This is a genomic window from Kocuria palustris (assembly GCF_016907795.1).
Lineage (GTDB): Bacteria > Actinomycetota > Actinomycetes > Actinomycetales > Micrococcaceae > Kocuria > Kocuria palustris.
Genome location: NZ_JAFBCR010000001.1, coordinates 1,710,156 through 1,727,551 on the forward strand (window position 1 = coordinate 1,710,156; position 17,396 = coordinate 1,727,551).

The 17,396-nt window shown below is 71.0% G+C and carries 13 protein-coding genes; 8 read left to right on the forward strand and 5 right to left on the reverse strand.

What is annotated here, in order from left to right; all coding sequences use genetic code 11:
* Positions 1-29 precede the first annotated feature (29 nt).
* Complete coding sequence (locus JOE55_RS07630) at positions 30-698, reverse strand: LysM peptidoglycan-binding domain-containing protein (protein ID WP_204782521.1); 669 nt, start codon at positions 696-698, stop codon at positions 30-32.
* Positions 699-1,003: 305 nt separating this feature from the next.
* On the opposite strand from JOE55_RS07630, the gene JOE55_RS07635 reads away from it, so the two are divergent.
* From JOE55_RS07635 to JOE55_RS07645, 3 genes are all read left to right on the forward strand, one after another.
* On the forward strand, positions 1,004-2,734 hold the full coding sequence (locus tag JOE55_RS07635; RefSeq protein ID WP_204782522.1) for an alpha-amylase family glycosyl hydrolase: 1,731 nt from the start codon (positions 1,004-1,006) through the stop codon (positions 2,732-2,734).
* Between the two features lie 70 nt (positions 2,735-2,804).
* The gene (locus tag JOE55_RS07640) at positions 2,805-3,167 is read left to right on the forward strand and encodes a tautomerase family protein (protein WP_053446657.1); all 363 of its coding nucleotides are present in this window, start codon (positions 2,805-2,807) and stop codon (positions 3,165-3,167) included.
* A gap of 87 nt (positions 3,168-3,254) precedes the next feature.
* Positions 3,255-4,718: an NYN domain-containing protein gene (locus tag JOE55_RS07645; protein ID WP_081609558.1), complete on the forward strand. Its 1,464-nt coding sequence runs from the start codon at positions 3,255-3,257 to the stop codon at positions 4,716-4,718.
* A 43-nt stretch (positions 4,719-4,761) separates the two neighbouring features.
* Here JOE55_RS07645 and JOE55_RS07650 read toward each other — a convergent pair whose 3' ends face one another.
* Entirely contained in the window at positions 4,762-5,076 is a 315-nt protein-coding gene (locus JOE55_RS07650; protein ID WP_053446658.1) for a hypothetical protein, read from the reverse strand.
* A 34-nt stretch (positions 5,077-5,110) separates the two neighbouring features.
* On the reverse strand, positions 5,111-5,680 hold the full coding sequence (locus JOE55_RS07655; RefSeq protein ID WP_204782523.1) for a hypothetical protein: 570 nt from the start codon (positions 5,678-5,680) through the stop codon (positions 5,111-5,113).
* Between the two features lie 282 nt (positions 5,681-5,962).
* On the opposite strand from JOE55_RS07655, the gene JOE55_RS07660 reads away from it, so the two are divergent.
* Entirely contained in the window at positions 5,963-6,988 is a 1,026-nt protein-coding gene (locus JOE55_RS07660; protein WP_204782524.1) for a DUF2382 domain-containing protein, read from the forward strand.
* A gap of 213 nt (positions 6,989-7,201) precedes the next feature.
* On the opposite strand, the gene JOE55_RS07665 is transcribed toward JOE55_RS07660, so the two are convergent.
* Positions 7,202-8,620 (reverse strand): amino acid permease, encoded by a 1,419-nt coding sequence (locus JOE55_RS07665; RefSeq protein WP_338125460.1) that lies wholly within the window; start codon positions 8,618-8,620, stop codon positions 7,202-7,204.
* Positions 8,621-8,716: 96 nt separating this feature from the next.
* Here JOE55_RS07665 and JOE55_RS07670 point away from each other — a divergent pair, with 96 nt between their 5' ends.
* The 4 genes from JOE55_RS07670 to JOE55_RS07685 all read left to right on the forward strand — a co-directional run bounded on the left by JOE55_RS07670 (position 8,717) and on the right by JOE55_RS07685 (position 14,407).
* Positions 8,717-9,391, forward strand: coding sequence for a TetR/AcrR family transcriptional regulator (locus JOE55_RS07670; protein WP_338125461.1), 675 nt, complete (start codon positions 8,717-8,719; stop codon positions 9,389-9,391).
* An 83-nt stretch (positions 9,392-9,474) separates the two neighbouring features.
* Positions 9,475-11,937, forward strand: coding sequence for an MMPL family transporter (locus JOE55_RS07675; RefSeq protein ID WP_204782526.1), 2,463 nt, complete (start codon positions 9,475-9,477; stop codon positions 11,935-11,937).
* A gap of 208 nt (positions 11,938-12,145) precedes the next feature.
* Complete coding sequence (locus JOE55_RS07680) at positions 12,146-12,715, forward strand: Dps family protein (RefSeq protein ID WP_204782527.1); 570 nt, start codon at positions 12,146-12,148, stop codon at positions 12,713-12,715.
* Between the two features lie 234 nt (positions 12,716-12,949).
* Entirely contained in the window at positions 12,950-14,407 is a 1,458-nt protein-coding gene (locus JOE55_RS07685; protein ID WP_204782528.1) for a DHA2 family efflux MFS transporter permease subunit, read from the forward strand.
* 63 nt (positions 14,408-14,470) lie between these two features.
* On the opposite strand, the gene JOE55_RS07690 is transcribed toward JOE55_RS07685, so the two are convergent.
* A complete protein-coding gene (locus tag JOE55_RS07690; RefSeq protein ID WP_204782529.1) occupies positions 14,471-17,329 on the reverse strand; it encodes an FAD-binding and (Fe-S)-binding domain-containing protein in 2,859 nt (952 codons plus the stop codon).
* Between the last annotated feature and the right edge of the window lie 67 nt (positions 17,330-17,396).

Sequence of the window (17,396 nt, forward strand, 5' to 3'; positions counted from 1 at the left end):
GGAGGCCCGTAGATCGAGTCGGCTGGGGATCAGCCGGCCTCGGGGATGGTGATCGTCTGGCCGACCTCGAGCTGGTCGACGTTCGAGAGGCCGTTGGCCGCCGCGATGTCGTCGACCGTGATGCCCGACAGCGTCGAGATGTAGCCCAGGGTGTCGCCCTGGGTGACCGTGTACGGGCCGGGCTGGATCGACGGAGCCGCGCCCGGGTCGACGCCGACGGACTCCGGCACGCCGCCGTTGTACGGATCGACCGCTCCCGAGGCGGCACCGCCCTCAGCGCCTGCGCCGCCCTCGGCGCCAGCAGCACCGCCGGCGGCGGCGTCGCCCTCAGCACCGGCAGCCGCGTCGCCGCCCTCGGCACCTGCTGCGGCATCGCCGCCAGCGGCACCCTCACCGCCGGCTGCGGCATCGCCGCCCTCAGCACCTGCCGCCCCGCCGGCGGCGGCATCGCCCTCGGCACCGGCGGAAGCGCCAGCGGAGGCACCACCCGAAGCGCCGTCGGAGGCACCGCCCGACGCTCCCTCGGACGCCCCGCCCGAGGCGGACGAGCTGGACTCCGAGGCGCTGGAGTCGGAGGAGGACGAGTCGGAGGAGGCGTCGTCGCCACCTCCGCAGGCGGACAGCGTGAGCCCGGCGGCCAGGACGAGGCCCAGGGGCGCGAGACGCAGATGCTTCTTCTCGGGGAACTGGAGAGCCATGGGGTGCCTTTCGATGAGATCGTGCCTGTCGTCACCCGCGAGAGCGCCGTGACCTGCGCTGATGGCGGCACAGGACCCTCGAGGCGTCGGACTGTCGGTCCGAGGCCCAGAGTAGGCCCGTTTGGTGATGGGGGCCACACAATGGTTTCCCGGGCATGTTCCTCTGCCCGTGCGCGTCGCCGTTCCCGGGCTGTCGTGGAGCGTCGATAGCCTGGTGGGATTGCGCGTCGGGTCCGTCTGTCGGGCTCCGTCGTCGTCCGACCTCAGCGCATCCGCGTTCATCCCCTGCATGAAGGAGAGATCCTGTGAGCATCCCCGCCTCCGAGGCACCGCAGCCGAACCCCCTCTGGAGCTCGCCGGACTGGTGGAGGCAGGCGGTCGTCTACCAGGTCTATCCGCGCAGCTTCCAGGACGCCGACGGCGACGGCCTGGGGGACCTGCGCGGCGTGACCCGTCGCGCGGACTACCTGCGGGACCTGGGAGTGGATGCCGTGTGGCTGAGCCCGTTCTATCCCTCGGAGCTGGCCGACGGCGGCTACGACGTCGCCGACTACCGCGACGTCGACTCCCGTCTGGGCACCCTCGAGGACTTCGACGAGCTCGTCGCGGCCCTGCACGAGCGGCAGATCAAGGTCGTGGTCGACATCGTGCCCAACCACAGCTCGGATCAGCACGTGTGGTTCCAGGAGGCGCTGGCCGCCGGGCCGGGCAGCCCCGAGCGCGCCCGCTACATCTTCCGGGAGGGCCGAGGCGAGCACGGCGAGCTGCCGCCGGCGGACTGGACCTCCATTTTCGGCGGCCCGGCCTGGACGCGCGTCACCGAGCCGGACGGCACCCCGGGGCAGTGGTACCTGCACCTGTTCGCCAGCGAGCAGCCGGACTTCGACTGGTCCAACCCGGAGGTCCACCAGGAGTTCCTGACCACGCTGCGCTTCTGGTCGGACCGCGGGGTGGACGGCTTCCGGATCGACGTCGCCCACGGGCTGGCCAAGGACCTGCCCGAGCAGCTGCCGGCCAGCGCCGAGCTGCCGGACGAGTTCGAGTCCCTGGGCGCACATCCCTTCTGGGATCGCGACGAGGTCCACGAGATCTACCGCGAGTGGCGCCAGGTCTTCGACGAGTACGACCCTCCCCGCACCGCCGTGGCCGAAGCCTGGGTCCATCCCGACCGCCTGGCCCGCTACGCCAGCTCGGAGGGGCTCGGCCAGGCCTTCAGCTTCGATCTGCTGGAGGTCCCGTTCGACGCCTCCGATTTCCGCCGCGCCATCCGGAAGAACCTCGCGGAGGCAGCTCGCTCGGGAGCCTCGAGCACCTGGGTGCTGTCCAACCACGACGTCGTCCGCCACGCCACCCGCTACGGGCTGGACCTCGGCGGGCTGCGTCAGGCCCTGGGGGAGTTCCCGCGCAACTCCGCCGGCGGCGAGAACCTCAAGGTCGCCTCCCAGCAGTGGCTGCTGCTCGAGGACGGCATGCCGCTGCTCGACCGGGAGCTCGGCGAGCGTCGGGCGCGTGCGGCCGTCATGCTCCTGCTCGCGCTGCCCGGCTCCGCCTACCTCTATCAGGGCGAGGAGCTCGGCCTGCAGGAGGTCGTGGAGATCGCGGACCACCAGCGCCAGGACCCGTCGTTCTTCCGCAATCCCGGGGTGGACCAGGGCCGCGACGGCTGCCGCGTCCCGCTGCCGTGGGATGCGGATCAGCCGCACAACGGCTTCGGCGGGCCGCCCCATCTTCCGCAGCCTGAGTGGTTCGCCCGCTATGCGGCCGCCCAGGAGGCGCAGCAGCCGGAGTCCTTCCTGTCGCTGTACCGGCAGGCGCTGAGCCTGCGCCGGCAGCTGCAGGGCGATGAGGTGCTCGAGTGGGGCGGCCTGGACGCGGACGAGGTCCTGCACCTCGTGCGCCCCGGCGGCTGGGAGTCCGTGACGAACTTCGGCTCCGAGTCGGTGGACCTGCCCCAGGGTGAGGTCCTGCTGACCAGCGCCCCGCTGGAGGACGGCCGCCTGAGCGGACGCTCCACCGCCTGGATCCGCCGCGGCTGAGCACCTGCTGGGCGCCGCACCGGCGCGGCAGCTCTGGTGCGGCGCCGGGCCCCGGTGGCAGGCTCACCTCATGCCGCATCTGATCATCGAGACCACCGCAGACATCGCCGCCGCACCGGGCTATGACGCCCAGGAGCTGATCCGGGCGGGGCTGGGCGCCCTGCAGGGGATCGGCGAGTACGACATGTCCTCCGCCAAGGCCCGGGCGCGCGTGCTCGAGGACTTCGCCGTGGATCACCCGCATGACGGCACGGGCTACGTGGCAGTGCAGCTGCGGGTCCTGCCCGGGCGCAGCCAGGAGCTGAGGACGCGCACCGCGGAGGCGATCCTCGAGGCGGTCGCCGGGGCAGTTCCGGAAGGGCCGGCAGGCAGCGTCTCCGTCGAGGTCGTGGAGATGGTGCGCGAGAGCTACGTCAAGCGGAAGCTGGGCTGAGCCACGCTCGCTGTCGCTGCGCCTTCCGCCCGGGAGCCCGTCATGAGGGCCTGCGTCGTCGCCCCTGACGCGTAGGGTGCTTGAGTGATGACCAACCCCCCGGAGGCACCTGTGGACCAGCGCCGCTCTGCCCTGTACATCGACTTCGACAACTTCTTCGGCGGCCTCCTGCGCTCCGACCCGCAAGCCGCCGTGCGCATCGCCGAGCGCCCGCAGGTGTGGATCGAGGGGCTGACGCATCCGGACGGCGCCCCCTCGCGGCGCTGGCTGCAGCTGCGCTGCTACCTGAACCCGGGCGGCAGCGTCCCGCATCCCACCGAGCCCGGGCAGCGCATCCGCTTCGATGCCTTCCGCCCGTACTTCACCCAGGCCGGCATCGAGGTCGTGGACTGCCCCGCGCTGACCAAGCAGGCGAAGAACGGCGCGGACATCCGCATCGTCGTGGATGTCATGGCCGCGCTGAACCAGGGGGCCCTGTTCGAGGAGTTCGTCCTGGCGTCGTCGGACTCGGACTTCACGCCCCTGCTGCAGGTCCTGCGCGCCGCCGATCTGCGCACCTGCGTGATCGCCACCGGCTCGACCGCGATCGCCTATGAGGCCCTGGCGGACGAGTACCTCGACGAGCAGGACATCTTCGATCTGCTCGCTGCCACGGAGGGCGCCGAGCAGGCCGAGGAGGAGGCGGACGCGGAGTCCCCGGCGGACGATGACTCCGAGGACTGGGATGACGACGACCCCGCAGTGCTCGACGAGGACGAAGACCTCGAGGACGACTACGACGACGAGGACGACGACGAGCCCCGCCTGCTCCCGGAGCGCGGGGCGAGGGATTCCGGCGAGGATCGGTCGCAGGACGCGGACTGGGAGGACTTCCGGTCCTTCGTGACGCGGGCCTACCGCCGCTCGACCGCGCCGCTGACCTACACGCATCTGTCCCGGCTGGCGCTGGAGGAGCTCGGCGACGGCCTCAAGGCCAGCAAGTGGTTCGGAGCCGGGTCCTTCAAGAAGGCGCTGGAGCGGGTCGGGCTGCCGCACGCCCGCTTCGACGACCGCTGCGTCTGGGACGACACCCGTCACAAGGCCCCGGCCAAGACGGGCTCCGGCTCCTCGGGCGGGCGCCGCGATGACCAGACGGTGAACTCGTCCGTGGAGTCCAAGGCGCAGCACCAGGTGCGCGTCCCGGAGCCCGTGGGGCGCTTCTGCACGGTGGCCAAGGCGCCGCGGCTGTCGCGCAAGCAGTGGAACGCCGTGTTCACGGTGCTGGAGGAGTACTCGCGCACGGCGGAGAGCTTCAGCCTCTCGGAGGCCACCACGTGGTGCCAGCAGCGGGCCAAGCAGCTGGGGCATCACCAGATCTCCCGCGAGGACCTGCTCTACGCGATCCGCGGCTGCACCGATGCCGGCATCGACCTGGCCGGCGATGATCAGCCGAGCAAGGACGTGATGCGCAGCGCCGTGCACGCCTCGATCGTGGAGCAGGCCCGCCGCGTGGGCTTCAATGCCAGTGCCAAGGACACCCGGGCCCTGGCCGACTGGATCGGGCTGGACTGATCCCTTCCCGCTCCGATGCCCTGTGAGGCATCGGAGCGGGGTCTCACCAGAGGCCGGTGCGACTCAGGACCGGCAGCAGGACCACCAGCAGCGCGCCGGCGGCCGTGACACCCAGCAGGATCCGCAGGGCCGCCCTGTCCTTGGGCAGCGAGCCGCGCAGGGGCGGGTCCAGGAGCAGTCCAACGCCCGCGCCGAAGGCCGCCGCGCAGCCGATGAGCAGGAGCAGGTTCGCGGCGGGGCTGAGGATCGTCGCGATGCCCAGGGCCACCGCCAGGACGGCGGCGATCGCCGCGGGCCCTGGGCGGGATCCCGACGCACGGGAGCGGTTGCTGCGGTTCTCGGATGCTGGTTCGTGCATGTGCTCTCCTTCCCGACTGCCGGCTGCCGTGGACTCACAGGCCGGCGAGCTGGTCCTTCCATGCCGCCCGCCAGCGCTCGAGCTGCTCGATCGAGGGCAGCTTGGTGTGCGTGGCTGTCAGGAACGCCCGGCCCTGGCCCTTGGCCTCCGCGGACACGACGGCGCGCGTGCCGTCGGCAAGGCCGATCCGCCAGTGGCGCCGCTTGGCCGTGCCGGTCTCCCGGGGGCCGTCGACGATCTCCGTGCCATCGATCTCGGTGAGCTCCTGGGCTCGGGCCAGCCAGGCCTCGAAGACCTCATCCATGGTCCCGGGCAGCGTGCGGGTCGCGGAGACCTGGAAGGTCCCGTCCGCGACCTGTCCCTTCACGCGGCGGCCGGTGTCCTGCTCGTAGGCCACGGCCACCGACTGCGCCCACCAGCCCGGATTCTCCACGCGCTCGTCCATGGCGGCCAGCGCGATCCTGGCCAGGCTGGCGTGATCTGCGTCCGCGGCGCCGCCGTCCGCCATGATCCGCCGCCACTCCGGCCACGAGGTCCCCGTGGCCCGCTCGATGGCACCTGCCTTCTCCGGCGCGCTGCCCTGCGGGGCCTCCGTCTGACTCATGACCCCAGAGTAGCCAGAGCCTGTACTCGCGTCAGGCGCGGGCGTCCAGAGATGTGGCCCCGCTCTCAGTGAACCATCAGGGAACTGGGTGACTGTGCGGAGCGAATTCGTCAGAAAAGTTGATGCAGATGGATGCCAAACCTGCTTATGGTTTCCTCAGGCAAGCAGCCCCCGGACCGAAGGGACTCTGTCCGACAAGGGACGATCCATCGAACCGGGCCCCGCATCAGTCCACAAGATCGATGCGGGGACGTGCACGACACTTGACTTAAGGAGCACGACATGGCGAACAACATCAGCATCGAGGACCTGCAGCGCAGCACCGTCATCGATCAGGACGGGGACAAGGTCGGCAAGGTCGGTCAGGTCTACCTGGACGACGCCACCGGTCAGCCCAACTGGGTCACGGTCAACACCGGCCTGTTCGGCGGCAACGAGACCTTCATTCCGCTCGATGAGGCCACCCAGGACGGCGACGACCTGCGCGTGCCCTACACCAAGGCCTTCATCAAGGACGCCCCGAACCTGGACGCGGACTCCCACGTGGATGAGTCCCAGGAGGACGAGCTCTACCGCTACTACGGCCTCCAGGCCGGCGGCACCGAGCGGGTGCGCGATGGCCGCGACTCCCGCGATGGTGCGGTCGACGGCCGCGACGCCGCTGCCGCGGGCACCGCTGGCACGGCCGCAGGTGCGGCCGGCGCGGCGCACACCGGCGACCGCCGCGACGGCGACCGCCGCGACAACGACCTGCGCGACGGCGACGCCCGGTACCGCGACAACGCGGCCGACGGCCCCCTCGCCGGCGATCGCCGTGAGGGCGACCTGCGCGACGGCGATGCCCGTCACCGCGACGATGTCGCTGCTGCAGGCACCGCCCGCGGCGATGACGCCAACTCCGTGGTCCGCCACGAGGAGGAGGTCAACGTCGGCACCGAGCGCGTGCAGACCGGCCGTGCTCGCCTGCGCAAGCACATCGTGCACGACACCGAGACCGTCACGGTCCCGGTCGAGCGCGAGGAGGTCGAGATCGTCCGCGAGCCGATCGCCGATGGCGAGCACGGCGGCCGCCTGTCCGACGAGGACGTCGAGGTGGCCCTCTCCGAGGAGCGCCCGGTCGTCGAGAAGGACGTCGTGGCCAAGGAGCGCGTGGGCCTGGACAAGAACGTCGTCCGCGATCAGGAGCAGGTCCAGACCGATGTCGCCCGCGAGGAGGTCGACATCGAGCGCGACGCCGACGCTCGCGGAGTCGACGGTCGTGACGTCGACGGCCGGACTGATCTGGATGGTCGCAACGACCGCATCTGATCCGGTCCGGGTCCGCTGACCCGATCTCCGCCGGCCGCGTGCTCCTCCGGTCACGCGGCCGATCCGCAGGGGCGCTTCGCACCATGGGTGGGCGAAGCGCCCCTTTCACATGTCCGGGCCGGCTCGGTGCACCGCTGCGCACCGGAAGTGCTGACGAGGCCCCGCCGGGAGCCGTGGAGGGCTTCCGGCGGGGCCTCGCTGCTGCGGGTGCCCTCAGACCCGGTCTGCGGTGGCCAGCCCGGGGCGGCGGCGGGCGAGGGCGGCGCCGATGACCCACAGGACGACCACCAGGGCGCCGGTGGCCAGCAGCTGGAAGCGCACATCCGGCACACCCATGCCCAGCACGATGATGGCCGCGATGATGGCCAGCGCCAGGTAGTTGACGTAGGGGAAGCCGCGGCCCTTCACGGGCATGGGGGTCCCGTCGCGCTCGGCGCGTCGGCGCAGGATCAGGTGGGAGACGATCGTGGCCACCCACGTGACGATCAGGGTGGAGCCCACGATGTTGAGCAGGATGCCCAGCACGGCCTCGGCCCACAGGTAGTTCAGCAGCACGCCCACGAACCCCAGGGCGACCGAGGCGAGCACGGCCAGCAGGGGGACGCGGCGGCCGTCGACCCGGTGCAGGGCCGCCGGGGCCAGGCCGCGCTCGGACAGCGAGTAGACCATGCGGGAGGCCCCGTAGAGGTTCGCGTTCAGCGACGACAGCAGGGCGACCACGATGATCACTCCGAGCACCGCGCCCAGCCCGGGCAGGCCGGCGGCGTCCAGGGTGGCCACGAACGGCGAGGCCAGCAGCTCGTCCGAGTCCCAGGGCAGGGCGATCACCATGAGCGCGACCGAGCCCATGTAGAAGATCAGGATGCGCCACACGATGGTGCGCACCGCGCGGCGGATGTTCTGCGCGGGGTTCTCGGTCTCGGCGGCCGCCACCGCCACGATCTCGATGCCGCCGAAGGCGAAGGCCACCACGAGCAGGCCTGCGGCCACGCCGCCCAGGCCCATGGGGAAGAAGCCGCCGTGCTCGGTCAGGTTGCTCAGCCCCGGGGAGTCCGCCGGAGTGCCGCCGAGCAGGAAGACGATGCCCACGATCAGGAAGGCCACCACGGCGCCGACCTTGATCATGGAGAACCAGAACTCGAACTCGCCGAACTTGCCCACGCCGAGCATGTTGACCGCCGTGAAGGCGACCATGAACACGAGAGCCAGCACCCACTGGGGGAAGACGGGCCACAGGCCGTTGAGCAGCTGCGCGGCTGCCGTCGATTCGGCGGCGATCACCAGGCATAGCTGCAACCACCACAGCCATCCGACCGTGAACCCGGCGGCCGGGCCGAGTGCTCGGGATGTGTAGACGGAGAAGGCCCCGGAGGAGGGGTGGGCGGCGGAGAGCTCTCCCAGGCTGCGCATCATGATGATCACCACGAGCCCGGCGATGACGTAGGAGAGCAGGACCGCGGGACCAGCGGTGTGGATGCCGGCGCCCGAGCCCACGAACAGACCTGCGCCGATCGCGGAGCCGAGGCTCATCATCACGAGATGACGGCCCTTCATCCCGGCGCCGAGGCTGGAGGATCCGATGGGTGCGGCGGCGCTGTCCGGCGCGTCCGCGCGGGAGGAGGGAGAGCTCATGCCGGTGAATCTAACACCGGAGGCGGTGCCGTCCTGCGCGAGTGTCACTGGGTGAGGCATTGCACCCGGTGCAAGGTGCCCGCTAGGGTCTACTGCGTGAAACTGTCATGCCGCACTCCGCCGACGGACAAGCGCGAGGCCACCAAGTGGCGCAATCGCCGGGCGATCGTCGGGGCCGCCGCGCAGCTCACGGCGGAGCACGGGATCGACGGATTCAGCGTCGAGAGCCTCGCCGAGCGGGCGGGCGTCTCCCGGCGCACGATCTTCAACCACTTCTCCTCGGTGGACGAGGCGATCTTCGCGTCGTTCGCATCCAAGGTCGATCAGCTCTACGAGGAGGTCGAGAAGGCCTTGGGGGGCGAGCCGTTCGCGACGCTGTCGGAGGCGTGCCTCGCCTTCACCGCCGCCCTGCGCTCGGCCGACATCCTCACGCCCGTGCATCCGTCCATCGTCCTGCTCTCGGCCATGGACCAGGAGCGGCAGCGTCCGAATGCCGAAAGGCTGCGCAGCGAGGAGATCTGGATGATCGGGCTCATGGAGGGCATGGTGCGCGACTGCGTCGACTCCCTCCATGAGCGCATGGGCGAGGCCGAGCTCTGGGAGATCCGCCTGCTCGTGGAGATGGCCATCGCCGCGATGTCCTCGAGCGTCAAGCAGTGGGCCGAGACCACGGACCAGACGCTCTCCGAGCGCAACCGCCGCACCTGGACCACCCTGTTAGATCGGTCGCTGACGCGGCTCGAGACCGGGTTCGCCAGGCCCGAGCCTTGAGCGCACCGAGACTCCTGCATTCCCCGAAACAATCGCCGGGCGGCGTCGCTGCTCGGAACCGTCTCCTGAAGGGAGCCACGCCAGTGGCCAAGTTCCTCTACCGCCTGGGCCGGGGCGCAGCCACCCGCGCCTGGGCGGCCGTCATCACCTGGATCGTCCTGCTGGGGCTCGCCGGCGGGGCCTTCGCCGCGTTCGGCGGGACGCTGTCCAACTCCTTCGAGATCCCGGGCACCGAGACCCAGCAGCTCGCCGACCGGCTGGCCGATGAGCTGCCCGAGGCCAATCAGGGCATGGGCACGATCGTGTTCAGCACCGAGGACGGCTCGCAGTTCACGGATGAGCAGAAGACGGAGATCGGCGAGGCCCTGGACGCCGCCGCCGACGTCGACGGCATGGCCTCGGCCATGAATCCCTTCGACGCCCAGTCGGAGCTCGACGACCAGCGCGACCAGGTCGAGCAGGGCTCCGAGCAGCTGCCCCAGCTGGTCGAGCTGCGCGACAGCGGCCGCCTCGACGCGGCTGTGGAGGCGGGCATGCTGCCCGAGGGCACCACCGCCGAGTCCGTGACCCAGCAGGAGCAGCAGCTGCAGGTCGGCCAGGACACCATGGCCATGATGGGCGACTACGGCTTCGTGTCCCCCGAGGGCTCCACCGCGGTCGCCACGGTGAACTTCGACGAGGACCAGATGTCCATCGAGCAGTCCACCAAGGACGATCTGATGGCTGCCGTCGAGGATCACCCAGTCGACGGCGTGGAGGTCGACTACTCCACCGAGATCGCCCAGGAGATGTCGGCGATGGGCGCCGGCGAGATCGTGGGCGTGGTCGTGGCGGTCGTGGTCCTGCTGATCATGCTGCGCACCGCGGTCGGCGCGGCCCTGCCGGTGCTCACCGCCTTCGTGGGCGTGGGCTTCTCCACCATGCTGGCGCTGTCGCTGTCGGGACAGGTGCAGATGGCCTCGGTGACCCCGATGCTCGGCGTGATGCTGGGCCTGGCCGTGGGCATCGACTACTCCCTGTTCCTGCTCAACCGCTACCGCACCGAGCTGCGCCGCGGCACGGAGGTCACGGAGGCCATCGGCCTGGCCACGGGCACTGCCGGCTCGGCCGTGGCCTTCGCAGGCATGACCGTGATGATCGCGCTGATCGGCCTGTCCGTCACGGGCATCCCCTTCTTGGCGCTCATGGGCGCCGTGGCCGCGCTCGCCGTGCTGGTGGCCGTGCTGATCACGCTGACCCTGACTCCTGCCCTGCTCGGGCTGGTGGGCAAGCGCCTGCTGCCCAAGTCGCAGCGCGATGTCACGGTGGATGAGGCCGAGCACGTCAAGACGCCCCTGGCCGTGCGGCGCCCGCTGCCCGTGCTCCTGGCGGCAGTGGCCGCGCTGGCGATCCTGGCGATCCCCATGGGCTCCATGCGCCTGGGCCTGCCGGACGGCTCCACCGAGCCGCAGGACTCGACCCAGTACCGGGCCTACGAGACCGTCGCCGAGGACTTCGGTGCCGGCAAGAACGGCCCCATGACGGTGGTGGCCGATCTGCCCGAGGACGCCGACGAGCAGTCGGCTCAGGAGCTGCAGCTGGCAGTCGGCCAGGAGGTCTCCGAGCTCGACGACGTCGCCTCCGTGGTCCCCTCGCCGATCGATGTCGACTCGGGCATGGCGCTGCTGCAGGTCGTGCCGGAGAGCGGTCCGTCGGATGAGGCGACCGAGACCCTCGTGGATGACATCCGCGGGCTGTCCGGGAACCTGGAGTCGGCCGGCGATCCGACGATCGGCGTGGCCGGCACCACGGCGGCGAACATCGACGTCTCCCAGGTCCTCTCCGATGCGCTGCCGGTCTACCTGGTGGTCGTCGTGGTGATCTCGATGGTCCTGCTGATCCTGGTCTTCCGCTCGATCCTGGTGCCCGTGATCGCCTCGCTGGGCTTCCTGCTGTCCCTGCTGGCGGCCTTCGGGGCGGTCGTGGCCGTGTACCAGTGGGGCTGGCTGAGCTGGCTGTTCAACGTCACTGAGCCCGGCCCGGTGCTCAGCTTCCTGCCCACGCTGATGGTCGGCATCCTGTTCGGCCTGGCGATGGACTACCAGCTGTTCCTGGTCACCGGCATGCGCGAGGCGCACGTCCACGGCTATCCGGCGCGCACCGCGGTGGTCCGCGGCATGGTCGGCGGCCGCGCCGTGGTGACCGCGGCGGCGATCATCATGACCTCGGTGTTCGCGGGCTTCATCTTCTCCCACATGGCGATGATCCGGCCCATGGGCTTCGGCCTGGCGATCGGCGTGCTGCTGGACGCCTTCCTGGTGCGCATGACCATCATCCCGGCGCTGATGACGCTGCTGGGGGAGAAGGCCTGGTGGTTCCCGCGCTGGCTCGATCGCATCCTGCCGAACGTGGATGTGGAGGGCGAGTCCCTGCAGCAGGGCAAGCCGCAGGCCGAGGCCCCGGCCTCGCGCGACGAGCGGCTGGCCCGGGAGGTTGTCGCCGCCGAGGAGGAGCAGGCCCTGGCCGGATCCTCCCGGTCCTCGCGGGGCAGGCACGCAGCCGAGTGAGCCGGGCCCTCGGCTGAGCGGCGCCCCGGGCCCCCGCGAGGGGACCCGGGGCGCCGCTCGTCCTGCTTCTCGCTTATCTTGACCAGCTCTGGATAACGCACCCGAAGGGTGCCATCATGGAGGCATGGAGACATCCGCCGACTGATCAGATCGATCGGGCTCCGCCAGACGCGGAGCGCAGGCTGATGGCGACGGAAGGAGCAGAACCATGGCTGAGGCATTCCCGAACAACGCCAAGTACACCCTGCCCGGACTGACCCCCGAGCAGGGCAACCGCATCGCGACGATCCTGCAGGACCGCCTGTGGGCCCTCAACGACCTTCAGCTCGTGCTCAAGCACGCGCACTGGAACGTTGTGGGCCGCAACTTCATCGGAGTCCACGAGATGCTGGATCCCCAGGTCGACGAGGTCCGCGCGGCCGTCGACGACATCGCCGAGCGCATCGCCGCGCTGGGCTACTCCCCGGACGGCCGCGCCAGCTCGCTGGTGCAGGGCCGCACCTGGGACGACTACTCCGTGGGCCGGGCCGGTGCGCTGGAGCACCTCGGCGCCCTCGATCTGGTCTACAGCGGAGTCATCGAGTCCCACCGCAAGGCCATCGACGAGGTCGGCGAGCTCGACCCGGTCACCGAGGACATGCTGATCAGCCAGACCGGCGGCCTCGAGGCCTTCCAGTGGTTCGTGCGCGCCCACCTGGAGAACGACGAGGGCGATCTCGCCACCCGCGGCGCCACGTCCGAGAACGACGCCGCCCAGCGCGCCGTCGGCAACGGCTGAGCGAGCTGAGCGCCCCGCTCGGTCCGCCCGAGCGGCACTGAGGGGAAGGGCCCCGACGACTCCGGTCGTCGGGGCCCTTCCCTCTGAGCGCCCCGCTCGGCGCCCAGAGGGTGGGACGCCCCTCACACTGTGCTCTCACCGCATGTCCGGGCATGTAGCGTGCTGCGGCATCCCTGTGCGCCTCAGCCCCGGCCCGGGACGCCGAACCCCCGCCCAGAAGTTCAGGAGGAACCCGTGTCGCCCTCAGTCGAAGAGCCCCGGCCCGCGCAGCCCGACCTCGAGCCGGCGCGCGTGCGCACCCTGCTGGTCATCCTCATCACCGCCGCGTTCGTGGTGATCCTCAACGAGACGGTGCTCTCCGTCGCGCTGCCCGATCTCATGGAGGAGCTGGACATCCCGGCACCCACCGCGCAGTGGCTGACCACAGGCTTCATGCTCACGATGGCCGTGGTCATCCCCACGACCGGTTTCGTGCTCCAGCGCTTCGCCCACCGCCGGGTGTTCATGGCGGCCATGGTCCTGTTCACCCTGGGCACCCTGCTGGCCATGCTGGCCCCCGGATTCCCCGTGCTCATGGTCGGGCGCGTGATCCAGGCCTGCGGCACCGCGCTGATGCTGCCGCTGCTGATGACCACCGTGCTCAACGTGATCCCGGTCGAGCGCCGCGGCTCCGTGATGGGGCTGATCTCCGTGGTGATCTCGGTGGCCCCGGCCGTGGGGCCCACGATCTCCGGGCTGATCCTGGACTCGCTGAGCTGGCGGTGGCTGTTCGCGATCATGCTCCCGATCGCGCTGGCCGCCCTGGCCCTGGGCGCGTGGCTCATGCCCGCCATGGGGGAGCAGCGCCGAGTGGGCCTGGACCTGATCTCGGTGCCGCTGTCCGTGCTGGGCTTCGGCGGGCTGGTCATGGGCCTCAACGGCATCGGAGCCTCGGACGCGGCCATCCCGGCGGTGCCGGCCTTCGTTGTCGGCGTGATCGCGCTGGTGCTGTTCGTGCTGCGCCAGCGCTCGCTGCAGCGCGAGGACCGCGCCCTGCTGGACCTGCGCCCGTTCACCTATCGCGTCTACACGATCTCGCTCGGGCTGATGATCGTGTCCTTCGGCGGCCTGTTCGGGATGATCATCCTCCTGCCCATCTACCTGCAGTCGGTGCAGGGCCACTCCACGCTGACCACTGGGCTGGTCATGCTGCCGGGCGGTCTGATCATGGGCCTGCTCTCCCCGTTCGTCGGACGGCTCTACGACCGCCACGGCGCGCGGGTCCTGGTCATCCCGGGGACGATCCTGCTCAGCCTCGGCATGTTCACGCTGAGCCGGCTCGCGCTGGAGACCCCGCTGTGGACCGTCGTGATGGCCCACGTGATCATCTCCTGCGGCCTGGCCCTGCTGATCACGCCGCTGATGACCTCCGCCCTGGGCAGCCTGCCGCAGCCGCTCTACTCGCACGGCTCGGCGCTGCTGAACACCCTGCAGCAGGTGGCGGGCGCGGCCGGCGGCGCCCTGTTCATCACGCTGATGTCCGTGGGCACCCTGGCCGCCGTCCGGGGAGGGGAGTCGGAGCTGGAGGCCACGGCGCACGGCGTCCATGTGGCCTTCCTGGTGGGCTTCGGGATCGCCCTGGTGGCGCTGGCGCTCTCGTTCGTCGTCCCGCGCAAGCCGGCGAGCCCCGCGGGGCGCCAGACCCTGGACTGATCGGCGCACTGCCGTGAAGGCGCCCGGTCCGGGAGGACCGGGCGCCTTCCGTCTCTGTCACCGTCAGCGGGTGGCGGCCTCGAGGTGCTGCAGGACGTGGCGGTACGGCCTGCCGGTGGCCTCCGTCATCCCGAGCTCGCAGGTGCGGTTCAGGGAGGCGTAGGCGTCGAAGCCGTGCTCGCCCACCTCGGCGGCCTCCCGGCGCGTGGCCGAGGCGGTCAGCTCGGGGTGCAGCATCCCCCGGTCCCCGGCGTAGGCGCAGCAGCGCCACTCAAGGGGCACGACGACCTCCTCGGCCATGGCCTCGGCGATCTTTCGCAGGGATTCGTTGAGCCCGAGCTGGGTGGAGGAGCACGTGGGGTGCAGCGCCATCGACCCGAGGCGCTCGTGCACCTGCAGGCCGGGCAGCACCTCCCGGGCGACGAACTCCACCGAGTCCACGAAGCGCAGACCGGCCCAGGGGGAGTCCGGCCCGGCCGCCGCCTGCATGGCCTCGAGGCCCTCGGTGCACGACGACGCATCGCAGACCACCGGCAGGCGACCGTGGTCCGTGGCCTCCCAGAGCATCGGCAGCGTGGTCCGCGTCATCCGCTCGAAGCCCGAGGTCATGCCCTTGGACTTCCACGGCGTCCCGCAGCAGGTCGAGGCCAGTCCCTCGGGCACGGCGATCGGCACCCCTGCCCTCTCGCACAGCCGCAGCAGCGCTTGGGCCGCCGACGGCTCACCGGCCTCGGAGCCGCCGAACATGGAGGACACGCAGGCGGCGAAGAGCACGGCCTGCGCCTCCGGAGGCGACTGCGGCTCGGGCCGGGGTCCTCCTCCTGCGGGCAGATGCTGCGAGTACAGCGGCACGCGATCCGAGCCGAGCACGGCTCGCGCCGCCGCGGTGGCCGCGCGGGGCAGAGCGGCGGGAACGGCGTCGGCCGCGCTCAGCGCGCCCGAGGCCGCCCGCACGCCGACGTCCCATCGACGCGCCGCCGTGTCCCAGCCGAGGTCCTCGATGCGGGAGGCGCTCTCCGCCCGCAGCCGTCGGACCAGATCGCCGGTGTCGATGTCCACGGGGCAGGCCGTCGAGCACATGCCGTCCACGGCACATGTCTGCTCCCCCAGGTAGGCGTACTCCCGCAGCAGGGCCTCGGCCTGCTCCCTGTCCCCGCGCTGCTCGGCGTCGCGGATCTCGCGACGCCCCACGATGCGCTGGCGCGGCGTGAGCGTCAGATCCTGCGACGGGCACACCGGCTCGCAGTAGCCGCACTCCACGCAGCGATCGACCTCCTCCTCGACCGTGGGAGCGATCTTGAGGTCCTGGAGGTAGCAGCGGGGATCGTCGTTGAGGATCACGCCCGGGTTGAACGCCCCGCGCGGGTCCACGAGGGCCTTGAGCTCGCGCATGACCTCGTAGAGCTCGTCGCCGTACTGGCGGCGCACGAACGGCGCCATGATCCGCCCGGTGCCGTGCTCGGCCTTCAGCGAGCCTCCGGCGTCCAGGATGAGCTCGACCATCTCGTCGGTGAAGCGCTCGTAGCGCGCCAGCCCGTTCGTGTCTGCGAACTGCTCGTTGAGCATGAAGTGGACGTTGCCGTCCTTGGCATGGCCGAAGATCACCGACTGCTCGTAGTCGTGGGCGTCGAACAGGCGGTTGAGCTCGTTGCAGGTCTCGCCCAGGCGATCCACCGGGACCACGACGTCCTCCAGCAGCGCGTTCGCCCCGGAGGGCCGGTTCCCGGCGACGGCGGCGTACAGGCCCTTGCGCACGGTCCACAGCCCGGCGCGGGCTGCGGCATCGCTGGTGAGCCCGGGGTCGGCCGACAGGTCCAGGCCGACGAAGTGCTCCCGCGCCGCACCGCTGCGCTCGGCGAGGCCCTCCGGGCTCGACCCGTTGTACTCGACCAGCAGCGCGGCGTGATCGGCCACGTCGATGTCCATGATCTGGCGCGGTGCGGTGCCGGAGGCCTGGGCGACCCGCAGCGAGGTCGCGTCCATGAGTTCCACGGTCGCCGAGCCGATCTCCACGAGCCCGGGCACCGAGGAGGTGGCCTCCAGCAGCGTGGGGAACACGAGCAGGCCGGTGGCGACCTCAGGGGCGATCTCGACGGTGCGAAGCACAGCCTCGGCCACGAAGCCCAGCGTGCCCTCCGAGCCGATCATCAGCCGCTGCAGGATCCGCACCGGCTCGGTCTCGTCCAGGAACGCGTTGAGGCCGTAGCCCATGGTGTTCTTCATGGCGAAGAGCCGCTCGATGGTCGCTGTGGAGGCGGCATCACCCGTGACACGGCGGCGCAGGCGCAGCAGACCCTCGTGCAGCTCGGGCTCGGCCTCGCGCAGCTGCCGGTCGGCGTCGTGGTCCGCGGTGTCCAGGACCGTGCCCGAGGGCAGCACCATCACCATGGACTCGAGCGTGCGGTAGGTGTTCTGCTCCGTGCCGCAGTGCATGCCCGAGGAGTTGTCCGCGATGACCCCGCCCAGGGTGCAGGCGGACTCGCTGGCGGGGTCGGGGCCGAGCTTGCGCCCGTACGGGGCCAGCACCGCGTTGACCTCCCGCACTGTGCTGCCCGGGCGCACCCGCACCCGCGCGCCGTCGTCCAGGACCTCGACGCCGCGGAAGTGCCGCCTGACATCGACCAGCACCTGATCGGTCACGGCCTGCCCCGACAGCGACGTCCCGCCCGAGCGCAGGGTCAGCCCGGCATCGTGGCGCTCCAGGATCCGCAGCAGGGACCCGAGCTCGTCGGCCGAGTGGGGGCGGACCAGGGCGCGGGGCTGCAGGAGGTAGTGGGAGGCATCGTGCGCGGCTGCTCGGCGCTCGAGCTGCGAGTCCACGAGCTGGCCCGGCCAAGCGCCGAGATCCCGCAGCAGGGGATCCTGCGGCTCCTGCGGGGCGCGGGAGGCGAGTCTGGCGGGCAGCGGCAACGTTGACTTCATGAGACTGATTCTCCCACGCTCGCACGAGGATCGCGTGATCTGCGTCGCTGTTCGACGAACCGTGGCC